This window comes from Duffyella gerundensis, assembly GCF_001517405.1.
Lineage (GTDB): Bacteria > Pseudomonadota > Gammaproteobacteria > Enterobacterales > Enterobacteriaceae > Duffyella > Duffyella gerundensis.
On the sequence record NZ_LN907827.1, the window covers coordinates 956,338 to 970,038 of the forward strand.

16 protein-coding genes are annotated in these 13,701 nt (G+C 59.6%); 13 read left to right on the top strand and 3 right to left on the bottom strand.

Annotated elements, in window-relative coordinates; all coding sequences use genetic code 11:
- Positions 1 to 140: 140 nt before the first annotated feature.
- From hpxU to EM595_RS04325, 10 genes are all read left to right on the top strand, one after another.
- Entirely contained in the window at positions 141 to 980 is an 840-nt protein-coding gene (hpxU, locus tag EM595_RS04280; RefSeq protein ID WP_067428187.1) for a MurR/RpiR family transcriptional regulator HpxU, read from the top strand.
- 192 nt (positions 981 to 1,172) lie between these two features.
- Positions 1,173 to 1,958: a transporter substrate-binding domain-containing protein gene (locus EM595_RS04285; RefSeq protein ID WP_067428190.1), complete on the top strand. Its 786-nt coding sequence runs from the start codon at positions 1,173 to 1,175 to the stop codon at positions 1,956 to 1,958.
- A gap of 10 nt (positions 1,959 to 1,968) precedes the next feature.
- Positions 1,969 to 2,634, top strand: a complete 666-nt coding sequence (locus EM595_RS04290; RefSeq protein WP_067428192.1) for an amino acid ABC transporter permease — start codon at positions 1,969 to 1,971, stop codon at positions 2,632 to 2,634.
- Positions 2,634 to 3,290: an amino acid ABC transporter permease gene (locus EM595_RS04295; protein ID WP_067435137.1), complete on the top strand. Its 657-nt coding sequence runs from the start codon at positions 2,634 to 2,636 to the stop codon at positions 3,288 to 3,290. Before EM595_RS04290 ends, EM595_RS04295 begins: the two co-directional genes overlap by 1 nt.
- Positions 3,271 to 4,008: an amino acid ABC transporter ATP-binding protein gene (locus tag EM595_RS04300; protein WP_067428194.1), complete on the top strand. Its 738-nt coding sequence runs from the start codon at positions 3,271 to 3,273 to the stop codon at positions 4,006 to 4,008. The genes EM595_RS04295 and EM595_RS04300 overlap by 20 nt, the downstream gene beginning before the upstream one ends.
- Before the next feature lie 24 nt (positions 4,009 to 4,032).
- Entirely contained in the window at positions 4,033 to 5,271 is a 1,239-nt protein-coding gene (locus EM595_RS04305; RefSeq protein ID WP_067428195.1) for a (S)-ureidoglycine--glyoxylate transaminase, read from the top strand.
- Positions 5,271 to 6,533: an allantoate amidohydrolase gene (gene hpxK / locus EM595_RS04310; protein ID WP_067428197.1), complete on the top strand. Its 1,263-nt coding sequence runs from the start codon at positions 5,271 to 5,273 to the stop codon at positions 6,531 to 6,533. Before EM595_RS04305 ends, hpxK begins: the two co-directional genes overlap by 1 nt.
- A gap of 15 nt (positions 6,534 to 6,548) precedes the next feature.
- Entirely contained in the window at positions 6,549 to 7,043 is a 495-nt protein-coding gene (uraD, locus tag EM595_RS04315) for a 2-oxo-4-hydroxy-4-carboxy-5-ureidoimidazoline decarboxylase (RefSeq protein WP_067428199.1), read from the top strand.
- Positions 7,040 to 7,375, top strand: coding sequence for a hydroxyisourate hydrolase (gene uraH / locus EM595_RS04320; RefSeq protein ID WP_067428201.1), 336 nt, complete (start codon positions 7,040 to 7,042; stop codon positions 7,373 to 7,375). Before uraD ends, uraH begins: the two co-directional genes overlap by 4 nt.
- 52 nt (positions 7,376 to 7,427) lie before the next feature.
- The gene (locus tag EM595_RS04325) at positions 7,428 to 8,753 is read left to right on the top strand and encodes a nucleobase:cation symporter-2 family protein (protein WP_067428203.1); all 1,326 of its coding nucleotides are present in this window, start codon (positions 7,428 to 7,430) and stop codon (positions 8,751 to 8,753) included.
- A 3-nt stretch (positions 8,754 to 8,756) separates the two neighbouring features.
- Here the strand turns inward: EM595_RS04325 and EM595_RS04330 are convergent, their stop codons facing one another.
- Together EM595_RS04330 and EM595_RS04335 are read right to left on the bottom strand one after the other, a co-directional pair.
- A complete protein-coding gene (locus tag EM595_RS04330; protein WP_067428205.1) occupies positions 8,757 to 9,524 on the bottom strand; it encodes an amidohydrolase in 768 nt (255 codons plus the stop codon).
- The gene (locus EM595_RS04335; protein ID WP_067428207.1) at positions 9,512 to 10,672 is read right to left on the bottom strand and encodes a pyridoxal phosphate-dependent aminotransferase; all 1,161 of its coding nucleotides are present in this window, start codon (positions 10,670 to 10,672) and stop codon (positions 9,512 to 9,514) included. Before EM595_RS04335 ends, EM595_RS04330 begins: the two co-directional genes overlap by 13 nt.
- Positions 10,673 to 10,797: 125 nt before the next feature.
- Here EM595_RS04335 and EM595_RS04340 point away from each other — a divergent pair, with 125 nt between their 5' ends.
- The 3 genes from EM595_RS04340 to EM595_RS04350 are packed head-to-tail and all read left to right on the top strand — an operon-like array spanning position 10,798 to position 12,631.
- Positions 10,798 to 11,412, top strand: a complete 615-nt coding sequence (locus EM595_RS04340) for a methylthioribulose 1-phosphate dehydratase (protein WP_067428209.1) — start codon at positions 10,798 to 10,800, stop codon at positions 11,410 to 11,412.
- Complete coding sequence (gene mtnC, locus EM595_RS04345; protein ID WP_067428211.1) at positions 11,409 to 12,092, top strand: acireductone synthase; 684 nt, start codon at positions 11,409 to 11,411, stop codon at positions 12,090 to 12,092. Before EM595_RS04340 ends, mtnC begins: the two co-directional genes overlap by 4 nt.
- Complete coding sequence (locus tag EM595_RS04350; protein WP_067428213.1) at positions 12,089 to 12,631, top strand: 1,2-dihydroxy-3-keto-5-methylthiopentene dioxygenase; 543 nt, start codon at positions 12,089 to 12,091, stop codon at positions 12,629 to 12,631. Before mtnC ends, EM595_RS04350 begins: the two co-directional genes overlap by 4 nt.
- Before the next feature lie 42 nt (positions 12,632 to 12,673).
- Here the strand turns inward: EM595_RS04350 and mtnA are convergent, their stop codons facing one another.
- Positions 12,674 to 13,696: an S-methyl-5-thioribose-1-phosphate isomerase gene (mtnA, locus tag EM595_RS04355; protein WP_067428215.1), complete on the bottom strand. Its 1,023-nt coding sequence runs from the start codon at positions 13,694 to 13,696 to the stop codon at positions 12,674 to 12,676.
- Positions 13,697 to 13,701 lie beyond the last annotated feature (5 nt).

Sequence of the window (13,701 nt, forward strand, 5' to 3'; positions counted from 1 at the left end):
CTTGCAGATTAGGGTGCAGGGTGAAAAACGGTGCAAGAGCCGTTCCAGTTTTTCGTTTACCTGTCAGTCGAATACGTCAGGGCAAAACCTGGAACAAATTATGCTAACTTTTCCTGAAACAAAAGTTACAGGAAGTCTTAATGAAGCAACTCGACGAGCGATTAAAACAGCATTACGCCCAGCTCTCGCCGCAGGAACAGCGCATCGCTGATTTTATCTTTGATCACTTCAACGATCTGATCAGCTACAACAGCGCTGAGCTGGCGCGGCTGAGTGGCGTGTCCAAGGCAACGGTCAGTCGGCTGTTCCGGCGTCTCGGCTATGAAAAATATAAAGATATGCGCGATGAGCTGCGCACCCTGCGTCAGAGCGGCATGCCGTTAACCGATAACCGTGATGCAGTGCAGGGCAACACGCTGCTCTCGCGGCATTACAAGCAGGAGATGGCCAACCTGACGCAGTGGGTTAACAGCATTGATGCACAGCAGTTTAATGAGGTGATCGGCGCGCTGGCTGGCGCCCGGCGGGTATTGATCATCGGCCTGCGCAACGCCTATCCGGTGGCATTGCACCTGCGCCAGCAGCTACAGCAGGCGCGCGAACAGGTGTGGCTGCTGCCGCAGCCGGGACAGACACTGGCAGAGGAGCTGGTGGATATTACGCCGCAGGATGTGGTGGTAGTAATGGCTTTTCGCCGTCGGCCGCGCATCATCCGCCCGCTGTTACAGCAGCTGCAACAGGACAACATTCCGGTGGTGGCGCTGTGTGAATCGCAGGCGCAGAGCATCATTAGCCTGGCGCGCTGGCCGCTCTGCGCACCGCTGGACAGCGTCTCCGCCTTCGACAGCTACGCTTCCGCCATGAGCCTGATTAACCTGCTGGCTAACGCCGTGCTGCACGAATTATTGTCGCAGGGACGCCAGCGTATTCATCGCATTGCCGATCTTTACCAGCAGCTGGATGAGCTGGAACAACGCTGATTGGGCACCATAATGGTGCCTTGCCTCATTTTGGTTCACTCAAACTCATCGGCTAACCCGGTTTTTTGCTGCCGCCTGCGCCACTGAATCAGCCACGGCGGCTTTTTTTTCTCCTCCTCCGCGCCTGGCACATTAGTTGCAAAATGCACTGGTAAGAATCTTTAGTTTCATCAACCTTACCGGGGAAGCACAATGAAAAAGATGATGATGGCACTGTTTGGCGCGGCATTAGTGGTCGCGCAGGTGGGCACGGCCATGGCCGATCAGCTGCAGGAAATTCAGAAGCGTGGCGTCATTCGTGTTGCGGTACCGCAGGATTTCCCGCCCTTTGGTTCAGTAGGTACTGACCTTCAGCCGCAGGGGTATGATATCGATATGGCAAAATACCTCGCCAAACAGATGAAACTTAAGTTACAGCTGGTGCCGGTGACCAGCGCGAACCGCGTGCCCTATCTGCAAACCGACAAGGTAGATCTGGTGATCTCCAGCATGGGTAAAAACGCCGAGCGCGAAAAAGTGATCGACTTCAGCCGGGCCTATGCGCCGTTTTTCCTCGGGGTATTTGGGCCTAAAGATGTTGCGCTGACCGATGCCGCCGCACTGAGCGGTAAGTCGATCGGCGTAACCCGCGGCGCGGTGGAGGATATGGTGCTAAGCGACGTTGCGCCGAAGGCGGCACAGGTGAAACGTTACGAAGATAACAACACCACGCTTTCTGCCTATCTGTCGGGTCAGGTGGAGTTTGTCGCCACCGGTAACCTGGTGGTCGCGGCTATTGCTCGCCAAAACGCGGCGAAGGCGCCGGTCGCCAAATTTATGCTGAAAGATTCTCCCTGCTTTATCGGCCTGAAGAAAAACGAACCGGCATTGAAAGCGCAGGTGGACGCGCTGATCGAGCAGGGCATCAAAGATGGCACGCTGAACAAACTGTCGGAAACCTGGCTGAAAGCGCCGCTGCCCGCCAACCTCGGTAGCTGAGGCCACGCGCATGATCGGGCAACTCAACTTCTCTGAACTCTGGCCGCACTGGCCGGAACTGCTGGCGGGTCTGTGGGTCACCGTGCAGTTAACGGTGCTGGCGACCGTCGGCGGCGTGGCGCTGGGCATTTTCGGCGCGGCGCTGCGCAGCGGCAAAGCCAGCGTGCTAAGCCGCCTGTGGGGCTGCTACGTTGAGGTGATCCGCAACACGCCGTTTGTGGTGCAGCTCTTTTTTATCGTCTTCGGCCTGCCGAATCTCGGGCTGAAGCTGACGGCGGGCGAGGCGGCGCTGCTGGCGATGCTGATTAACCTTGGCGCCTACAGCACCGAAATTATTCGTGCAGGTATTCAGGTGACGCCAAAAGGACAGTGGGAAGCGGGGCGCGTACTGGGGCTGACGCGAACGCAAACCTTCCTGCGCGTGGTGTTGCCGCCGTCGTTGCAGCGTATTTATCCGGCGCTGGTCAGCCAGTGCATTATCGTGATGCTGGGTTCGTCGGTGGTGTCACAGGTCTCTTATGAAGAGCTAACCTTTGCTGCCAATCTGATCCAGTCACGCACTTTTCTCAGCTTTGAGGTCTACCTGGTGACCACGCTGATCTACCTCATGCTCTCTGTGCTGATGCGTCAGCTGCTGCTGGCCATTGGCCGTAAATGGTTGGGAGTACGCGCATGATGACCACTTTTACCGACTGGGACATTCTGCGCAACCTGCTGCTGGCGGCGCGCTGGACACTGCTGCTGTCGCTGACCGCGTTTGTCGGCGGCACGCTGGTCACCGTGCCGTTGCTGCTGCTGCGCCTGCTGCATCGTCCGTGGCTGCGTCGGCTGATTCGCGGCTACGTCGAACTGTTCCAGGGCACGCCGCTGCTGATGCAGCTGTTTCTGGCCTTTTTTGGCGTGGCGCTGTTTGGCATCGACGTTTCGCCGTGGACCGCCGCCGCGCTGGCGCTGACTTTTTACACCAGCGCGTTTCTGGTCGATATCTGGTTTGGCAGCATTAACGCGTTGCCAAAAGGCCAGTGGGAAGCGTCGCGCTGCCTCGGGCTCAGCTTTGGCCAGACGCTGTTTCGGGTGATTGCGCCACAGGCGCTGCGTATCGGCATCGCGCCCACCGTGGGCTTTGCGGTGCAGGTGATCAAAGGCACCGCGCTCGCCTCAATTATCGGCTTCATTGAGCTCACCAAGGCGGGCACCATTTTGAATAACGTCACCTATCAACCGTTCAAGGTGTTTGGTCTGGTCGCGCTGGGCTATTTCCTGATGTGTTATCCGCTGTCCCGTTACAGCCAGTACCTGGAGAAAAAATTCAATGCCGCTCATCACCATTAATCAGGTGCAAAAATACTATGGCGATAACCACGTCCTGAAAGGCGTGGATCTCGATATCGACATGGGCGAAGTGATCTCCATCATCGGCCGCAGCGGCTCTGGTAAAAGTACTCTGCTGCGCTGTATGAATGGTCTGGAAGGCTATCAGGAAGGCAGCATCAAGCTCGGCGGCATGACGGTTACCGACCGCGACTCGCAGGCGCGAGAAATCAGCCGCTCGGTGGGCATGGTGTTTCAGAGTTTTAATCTCTTTCCGCACATGACCGCGCTGGAGAATGTCATGCTGGCGCCACGTCGCGTGCTGAAAAAGGGCAACGCTGAATGCCGCCAGCTGGCGCTGCAAATGCTGGAGAAAGTCGGCCTCGGCGACCGTGTCGATTACTATCCGGCCAATCTCTCTGGCGGCCAGCAGCAGCGCGTCGCCATTGCCCGCGCGCTGGCGATGTCGCCCAAAGTCTTGCTGTGCGATGAGATCACCTCGGCGCTGGATCCTGAACTGGTAGGCGAAGTACTGAAAGTGCTGGAACAGCTGGCAAAAGAGGGCATGACGCTGATTCTGGTGACGCACGAAATGAATTTTGCCCGCGAAGTCGGCGACCGCGTGGTGTTTATGCACCAGGGACGCGTCTGGGAACAGGGCAACAGTAAAACGGTGTTTGCCGATCCGCAAACCGCCGAGCTTAAACAATTTATCTCTTCTGTCCGCGGCCTGAACTGAGCCGCACCTGGAAAGGAAATGACCATGGATATTCACGATTACGCCCAAATTAATCCGCCACAGCGCCTGCTGATGGGCCCGGGACCGATCAACGCCGATCCGCGCGTGCTGCGTGCGATGTCGAGCCAGCTGGTGGGTCAGTACGATCCGGCGATGACCCATTACATGAACGAGGTCATGGCGCTCTACCGCGCGCTGTTCCGCACTGAAAACCGCTGGACGATGCTGATTGACGGCACCTCCCGCGCCGGTATCGAAGCGGTGCTGGTCTCATCGATTCGTCCGGGCGATAAAGTGCTGGTGCCGGTCTATGGCCGTTTCGGTCATCTGCTGTGTGAAATCGCCCGTCGCTGCCGCGCCGAGGTACACATCATCGAAGTGCCGTGGGGCGAGGTATTTACCCCGGATCAGATCGAAGATGCGATCAAACGCGTGCGTCCGCGCCTGCTGCTGACGGTACAGGGTGATACCTCCACCACCATGCTGCAGCCGCTAGAGCAGCTTGGTGCCATCTGCAAACAGTACGGCGTGCTGTTTTACACCGACGCTACCGCCTCTTTTGCCGGTAATCCGCTGGAAACCGATGCCTGGGGGCTGGATGCGGTCTCGGTGGGCATGCAGAAGTGCCTTGGTGGCCCGTCCGGCACCTCGCCGATCACGCTTAGCCCACAAATGGAAGCGGTGATCCGTCGGCGTAAATGCGTGGAAGCGGGGATCCGTACCGAAGCGCACCAGGATGGCGAGGATGAGATGATCTGGTCCAACTATTTTGATCTCGGCATGATCATGGATTACTGGGGCCCCGAGCGGCTGAATCACCATACCGAAGCGACCTCGGCGCTGTTTGGTGCCCGCGAATGCGCCCGTTTAATTCTGCAGGAAGGGCTGGATAACACCATTGCGCGTCATCAGCTGCACGGTGAGGCGATGCTGCACGGCATCCAGGCGATGGGGCTGGAAATCTTCGGCGATGTGAAAAACAAAATGAGCAACGTGCTGGGCGTGATCATTCCGGACGGCATCAACGGCGATCGGGTACGTAAATTGATGCTGGACGATTTTGGCATTGAAATTGGCACTTCGTTTGGCCCGCTGCACGGCAAGGTCTGGCGCATTGGCACCATGGGCTACAACGCGCGGAAAGATTGCGTGATGCAGACCTTAACGGCGCTGGAAGCGGTGCTGCATCATCTGGGTTTCCGTTCGCCGCAGGGCGCGGCGCTGCAGGCTGCCTGGGATCGCTACGGCAACGGGAGTCACTGATGGAGAGAGGCCTGATGAACGCCGATGACGCCGCGCGTTCTGCCGCGCGCGTGATGGCGCGTTGCGATGCGCTGGCTGAGATCAGCGAAACCGCGGGTCAGCTGACGCGGGTTTATCTGTCACCAGAACACATGCGCGCCAATGCACGCGTCGGTGAATGGATGCGGGCTGCGGGCATGCAGGTCTGGCAGGACGAAGTGGGCAATATCTGTGGCCGCTATGAAGCCGCGCGGCCCGGCGCACCGGCAATCCTGCTGGGTTCGCATCTCGATACCGTGCGCAACGCCGGCCGCTACGACGGCATGCTCGGCGTGCTGACGGCAATTGAAGTGGTGCAGTGGCTGCATCAGCAGCAGCGACGCCTGCCGCTGGCGGTGGAAATCGTCGGCTTCGGCGATGAAGAGGGCACCCGGTTTGGCATCACGCTGCTGGGTAGCCGCGGCATTACCGGTCAGTGGCCGGAGAGCTGGCCGAGCCATCCTGATGGCAACAGCATTACGGTCGCGCAGGCGATGCAGGATGTCGGGCTGGATGCGGCGCTGATCGGCCTCGCAGCCCGTCAGCAGGAGGCGATTGTGGCCTATCTGGAATTGCACATTGAACAGGGTCCGTGCCTGGAGCAGGCGAATCTGCCGCTGGGTGTGGTGACCGCCATTAATGGCGCCCGCCGCCTGAGCTGTGTTTTTACCGGCGAGGCGGGCCACGCGGGCACCGTACCAATGACCCAGCGCAAGGATGCGCTGGCGGCCGCGGCCGAGTGGATGGTTTATATCGAGCAGCGCACCCAGCAGCTGGATCCGCAGCTGGTGGCCACCGTTGGCACGCTGAGCTGCGCACCTGGAGCGGTCAATGTCATTCCCGGCGAGGTCAATTTAACTCTGGATGTCCGGGGTCCGCAGGATCAGCCGCTGGCGGCGCTGCTCTCGGATTTGCTGACGCAGGCGGAAGCGATCGCGCTGCGCCGCGGCATCAGCTTCAGCGCCGACGAATATTACCGTATCGCCGCCACCGCCTGCGATCCGCGGCTGCAGCAGGCGTTTAGCGCGGCGGTGACGCAGGTGCAGGGTGCCAGCATGCTGCTGCCCAGTGGCGCCGGGCATGATGCGATTGCCATCGCCGAACGCTGGCCGGTAGGCATGCTGTTTGTGCGCTGCGATCGCGGTATCAGCCATCATCCGGCGGAGTCGGTGCGCGAGACGGACGTCGCCAGCGCCATTCAGGCCTATTTGCATACCGTACAACATCTGGCAACCGTGCCGTAGCACAGGGAGAACACCATGAATCTCACCACCTTTAATCAGCTGGATGCCGACGCCGCGCAGGCGGCCATCGCCCATTGCGTGGCGATTAGCAACTGGCAACAGGCGCTGGTGGCGCAGCGGCCATTTGCCTCGCTGACGGCGTTAATGCAGTGCGCAGAACAGCTGGCGTTGAGCTGGCAGCAGCCTGAGCTTAATCAGGCGCTGGCGGCCCATCCGCGCATCGGTGAGCGTGCCGCCGGAGCGGATAAAGAGGCAGCGTTGTCACGTCGGGAGCAGGGTGCCATGCAGCAGGCGGACAGCGATGTACAGCAGGCGATGCGCGCAGGCAACCAGGCGTACGAGGCGCGGTTTGGTCGGGTTTTTCTGATCCGCGCTAAAGGGCGCAGCGGCGAGCAGATGCTGGCTGAGCTGCAACGTCGGCTGGAGAACAGCCCGGAACAGGAAGTGCAGGAGGCGTTGGGCCAACTGCGTGAGATTACCCTTTTGCGTTTACAGGAGAGCCTGCAATGAGCACCATTTCTACCCACGTTCTTGATACGGCGCTGGGCCGTCCTGCGGCTGATGTTGCTATCGCGCTGGAACAGCAAACCGCAGAAGGCTGGCTGCCGGTGGCAAAAGGCATCACCAACGCCGATGGCCGGATTACCGACTTTACGCCCGAGGTGCTCACGCCGGGCCACTATCGTCTCACCGCAGAGATTGGCGATTACTTTGCCGCTAGCGGACGCGAAACGCTCTACATCAGCGCGCAGATCGACTTTCGCATTCCCGGCACCGGCAGCCACTATCATCTGCCGTTTCTGATTTCGCCCTGGTCATGGTCAACCTATCGCGGCAGCTGATCGCCGATGCCACGTGGCGTCATAGCGGCGCCGCTTTAACAAGGACACTCTGATGACTCACTCTCGCATCAGCCCGGAAGACAAACGTTATCCGGCAGGGAAAACCTTTGCCTGGGGTTTGCAGCATGTACTGACCATGTACGGTGGCATTATCGCGCCGCCGCTGATCATTGGCTCAGCAGCCGGCTTGTCGGCGGCACAGATTGGTATGCTGGTCACCGCCGCGCTGTTCGTCAGCGGCTGCGCCACGCTGTTGCAGTCGCTGGGCATGCCGGGCTTTGGTTCGCGGCTGCCGCTGGTACAGGGCGTCTCGTTTGCCAGCGTGGCGACCTTAACCGGTATCGCCAGCGGTGACGGCGGCCTGCCGATGGTGTTTGGCGCGGTGATCGCCTCGGCGCTGATCGGCCTGCTGATTGCGCCGTACTTTGCCCAGATCATCCGTTTTTTTCCACCGGTGGTAACCGGTACGGTGATCACCGCTATTGGCCTGTCGCTGATGCCGGTGGCCGCCCGCTGGGCGATGGGCGGCAATGCCCATGCCGCTGACTGGGGCGCACCGGGAAATATCGGGCTGGCGGCGCTGACGCTGGCGGCGATTCTGCTGCTGAATAAAGTGGGCAACGCCAGCCTGAAGCGGCTGTCGGTGCTGTTGGCGATTGTTATCGGTACGCTGTTTGCGGTAATGAGCGGACGAGCGGATTTTTCTGGCGTGCTGCAGGGCGATTATCTCGCCTTGCCGGGATTGTTCAGTTTTGGCCTGCCGACTTTCGATCTGGCGGCTATTTTATCGATGCTGTTGATAGTGTTGGTGCTGCTGACCGAAACCACAGCCGGGCTGATCGCCATCGGCGAGATCGTGGAAACTGAGGTCGACAGCAAACGCATCGCCCGTGGTTTACGTGCTGACATGCTGACCAGCGCGCTGGCGCCGCTGTTTAACTCCTTTCCGCAGAGCGCCTTTGCGCAAAATATCGGTCTGGTCGCCATGACCGGCATTCGCAGTCGCTTTGTGGTGGCGGCAGGTGGAGCCATTCTTATCGTACTTGGCCTGCTGCCGGTCATGGGCCGCATCGTCGCCAGCATTCCGGTGCCGGTGCTGGGCGGCGCGGGCGTGGTGCTGTTTGGCACCGTGGCCGCCAGCGGCATTCGCACGCTGGCTAAGGTCGATTACAAAGAGAACATGAATCTGGTGATTGTTGCCACCTCGCTGGCCTTCGGCATGATCCCGCTGGTCATGCCGGGCTTTTACGATCAATTTCCCGGCTGGGTGCAGACGCTGTTTCATTCGGGGATCAGCGCGGCCTGCCTGGTGTCGGTCAGCCTCAACGCGCTGTTTAATCCGCTCAAGCCAAAAGTCGCGGCCGCCCGTCAGCCGTAACGTCTAGAGCTGAAAGGCATCAGCATCGCGCCAGGCAGGGAAGCGCTCGCGGTATGCCCGTAACGCGTCCAGCGACAGCGTGGCATCCAGCCGCGCAGGCTGATGCGGTGCGGCGACAGCCAGAATCTCGCCCTGCGGAGAGATAATCTGGCTATCGCCGCTGTAGTGATGCTGATTACCATCGATGCCCACGCGATTACAGCCCGCCACATACGCCTGATTCTCAATCGCCCGCGCCAGCAGCAGCGCCTGCCAGTGTAGCGCGCGCGGCGCGGGCCAGTTGGCGACCCAAATTGCCAGGTCATAATCGTTCTGATTGCGCGAGAACACCGGAAAGCGCAGGTCGTAACAGACCTGCGGCAGAATACGCCAGCCGCGCCAGTTCAGCACCGCGCGCTGTTCACCCGCCAGATAGTGATGATGCTCGTCCGCCATACGAAACAGATGGCGTTTATCGTAACGATGCACCGTGCCATCGGGCTCCACCAGCAGGAAACGATTAACCGCGCCCTGTGCGGTCTGGATCGCTGCGCTGCCGCCGACTAACGCATCGCAATGCTGCGCGTGGCCATGCAACCAGGCGATAACCCAATCCTCAGGCAGCGAGCTTTTGGCTGCCTCCATGGCGAAACCGGTGGTGAACATCTCCGGCAGAATGATCAGATCACGATCCTGAAGATCGCGCAGCAGCGGATCAAAATGGCGCAGGTTCGCTTCGCCATCCATCCAGGCTAAAGGTTCCTGCAATAAGGTGATCGTTAAAGCTGACATAAGCGCTCCGCGGCAGCGTCGAGCGTCGCCGGTTGTTTAGCGAAACAGAGACGGATCAGTTTATGCGGAAATGCGCCATCGCAAAACACCGACAGCGGAATCGCGGCCACACCAACTTCTGTGGTGAGCCATTCGCAAAAGCTGACGTCATCCCGATCGGAGATGGCACTGTAATCCAGCAGCAGAAAATAGGTACCTTCACACGGCAGCACGCGGAAGCGACTGTTGGCTAACGCGGCAATCAGACGATCGCGTCGTTCGCGATAGAAGGCCGACAGCTCGCGGTAGTGCGCCGGTTGCTGGCGCAGCATATCGGCAATCGCCAGCTGAGCCGGCGTATTCACCGAGAACGTCAGATACTGATGCACCTTGCGAATCTCAGCGCTTAGCGCCGGTGGCGCCACGCAGTAACCTACTTTCCAGCCGGTGACATGAAAGGTTTTGCCGAAGGAGGAGACGGCGATGGCGCGCAGCCGTAAATCCGCATGGGTCAGCACGCTGGCGTGGCCCGCCTCGGTGAAACAGATGTGCTCATACACTTCATCACTCAGCACACCGATCGGCCGATCGGCAATTGCCTGCCACAGCGCATCGTAGTCGCTGTTGCGCCAGACCGTGGCGGAAGGATTGTGCGGCGTGTTGACGATCACCAGCCTGGTGTTATCGGTAATCAGGCTGGCAAAGGCTGCCCAGTCGACGCGAAAAGCGGGTGGCTGAAGCGCGATGCGTTTTAACACGCCGCCCGCCAGCGCCACTGCCGGTGCATAGCTGTCATAGCTCGGATCGAAACAGATCACTTCGTCGCCTGGCCGCACCAGCGCGGTGATCGCGGCGTACAGCGCCTCGGTCGCACCGGCGGTGACGGTGACTTCCAAATCGGCATCGGGACGGTAGTCATACAACTCGGCGGTTTTGTCGGCGATCGCCTCACGCAGCGCCGCAACGCCCGTCATCGGCGCATATTGATTTGCGCCCTGGCTAACGTGCCAGGCGAGGCGCTCCTGTAGATAACGCGGGCCGTCAAAATCGGGAAAACCCTGCGACAGATTAATGGCGTTGTGCTGCTGGGCGAGGGCGCTCATGCGGCTGAAAATTGTGGTGCCGAGCGCGGGCAACTTGCTCTCGGGCTGATAGAGGACGTGGCTCATGCGTTAACCTTCGGTTCTGTAGACCAGGAGACGTGTTGCTGTCACTATAAACAGGATGCTAGTATTTGGCAATCAAGACGCTTAGACGGCTAAATGCAGCCGCCGCACCGTTAATGAGGAAACCTATGTCAGCGACTTCGCAGCTCGAACAACTGGTCGCCGCCTGCCACTGGATCGGCAGTCGCGGCTGGGCACCGGCCACTGGCGGCAATATGTCGGTGCGCCGCGATGCCACATCCTGCCTGCTCAGCGAATCGGGCAAAGACAAAGGCAGCCTGACCGCCGACGATTTTATTGTGGTTGATATCGCCAACAATCGTGCCGCTTCAGGCCGTCGCCCCTCGGCTGAAACGGGCCTGCATACCTTGCTCTATCGACTGTTTCCTGACGCCGGTGCGGTGCTGCATACGCATACCGTTAACGCGACCGTGCTATCGCGCGTGGAGCAGGGCGAGGTGCTGCGGCTGCACGGCTACGAGATGCAGAAAAGCCTTAGCGGTCAGCAGAGCCATCTCGACAGTGTGGAGATCGCGCTGTTTGATAACGATCAGGATATTGCCGCGCTGGCGGCGCGTATCGAAGCGTTCGCCCGCACCTCACCGCTGCGTTACGGCTTTCTGCTGCGCGGCCACGGTTTAACCTGCTGGGGAAAAGATGTCAGCGAGGCGCGCCGCCATCTTGAAGGCCTGGAATTTTTATTTGAGTGCGAGCGGCAGCGCCGCCTGTTGGAGAGATCATGATCCGCGCCATTGTTACCGATATAGAAGGCACCACCAGCGATATCCGTTTTGTGCACGAGGTGCTGTTCCCATACGCGCGCACGCATCTGGCGGAATTTGTCCAGCGGGAACAGCAGCAGCCCGCGGTTGCCGAGGCGCTTAACCGCGTGCGTGAAGAGATTGCTCAGCCACAGGCCGATGTGCAGACGCTGATTGCCGCGCTGTTTGGCTTTATGGATGAGGATAAGAAGTCCACCGGCCTCAAGGCGTTGCAGGGCATGATCTGGCGTGACGGCTATCTCAGCGGCCGATTTACCGGCCATCTTTACGCCGATGTGCTGCCCGCGCTGCAGGCCTGGCGCGCGCAGGGCATAGCGCTTTATGTTTATTCATCCGGCTCGGTAGCTGCGCAGAAATTGTTATTTGGCTACAGCGATGAAGGTGATATCACAGCGTTGTTCAGCGGCTATTTTGATACGCATGTCGGTGCCAAGCGCGACGTCGCCTCTTATCAGAACATCGCCCGGCAGATCGATCTGCCCGCCGAACAGTTGCTGTTTTTATCCGATATTCATCAGGAGCTGGATGCCGCCGCTGCCGCCGGATGGCAGACCATTCAGCTTATTCGCGGCGAGGCGGACAGCAGCAGCCAGCATCGCCAGGTCGCATCCTTTGATCAGATAACCGCGGAGTTAACATGAGCGCATTAACCATTTTTACCGATACCGAAGCGACCCAGCCGGTCTGGCACAGCACCGAGGCGGAAGCGATTCGTGAAAAGCTGCAGGCGAAAAATGTGCGCTTTGAGCGCTGGCAGGCGGATCGCGATCTGGGTGAGAATCCCGATGCTGAAACGGTGATTAATGCCTATCAGCACGCTATCGATCGGCTGGTGGCTGAAAAGGGTTATCAAAGCTGGGATGTGATCAGCATGCGCGCCGATAATCCGCAGAAGGACGCACTGCGCGGTAAGTTTCTTAATGAGCACACGCATGGCGAAGATGAGGTGCGTTTCTTTGTGGAAGGCGCCGGGCTGTTTTGCCTGCATCTCGACGGCAGTGTCTATCAAATTCTCTGCGAGAAGAACGACTTAATCTCGGTGCCTGCCGGTACGCCACACTGGTTTGATATGGGTTCGTCGCCGCATTTTACCGCGATTCGCATTTTCGATAATCAGGAAGGCTGGGTGGCGCGTTTTACCGGCGACAGCATCGCCGATGCCTATCCGCGGCTGCCGTAATAATCACGGCGGCTTTCATCTCAGCAGGAAAGCCGCCGCCGTTTAACGCGGTAAGAAGATCCCGGCATTCACCTGTTCCGGTGTGATTACGCCGGTATCCAGCACCCAACCGCTAATCAGCGCGGCAGGCGTCACATCAAACGCTGGATTGTGTACCCGCGCCTGTTCTGGCGCCCACTGCACGCTGCCAAAACTGCCCGCCACGCCGGTGACTTCACTGGCGGCACGCTGTTCGATCGGAATTGCCGCGCCATTCGGACAGTGGGGATCCAGCGTGGTGTGCGGCGCCGCCACGTAGAAAGGAATCTGATGATAGTGTGCCAGTACCGCCAGGCTGTAGGTGCCGATTTTATTGGCGACGTCGCCGTTAGCAGCGATGCGATCGGCACCAACCCAGACAGCATCAACCTGCTTCTGCGCCATCAGGCTGGCGGCCATTGAGTCACAGATCAGCTGATAAGGAATCCCCAGCTCGCCCAGTTCCCAGGCGGTTAAACGTCCACCCTGCAACAGCGGACGGGTTTCATCCACCCATACGTTGGTAACCTTTTGCTGACTGAACGCCCGGCTGATCACGCCGAGGGCGGTGCCGACGCCCGCAGTGGCCAGGCCGCCAGTATTGCAGTGGGTGAGCAAACGGCTGCCGGGAGTCACCAGCGCCGCGCCAGCATCAGCAATGGCATCGCACAGCTTTTTATCTTCATCGATCAGGTTCAGCGCCTCCATGCGCAGCGCGGCAACGTAGTTCTCCTGCGCCAGCGCCAGCCGCATGCGGTCCAGATTGTTCATCAGATTTACCGCCGTTGGTCGCGCGGCGCGCAGCACCTCAAGTGCGTCAGCCAGCGCCGTGCGGGTAAAACCTTGCTCCGCCAGCAGGGCCAGCAGCAGGCTGGCGGAAAGGCCAATCAGTGGCGCACCGCGCACGCGCAGGGCGTGAATATGCGCCACCAGTTCTGCCACGTCGGCAGCGGGCAGCCAGTTTTTCTGCTGCGGCAGCGCCTGTTGATCGAGGATCCAAAGCTGATTGTCACGAACCTGTAAGCTGGTGGTACTGAGAGTTTTCATCGGGC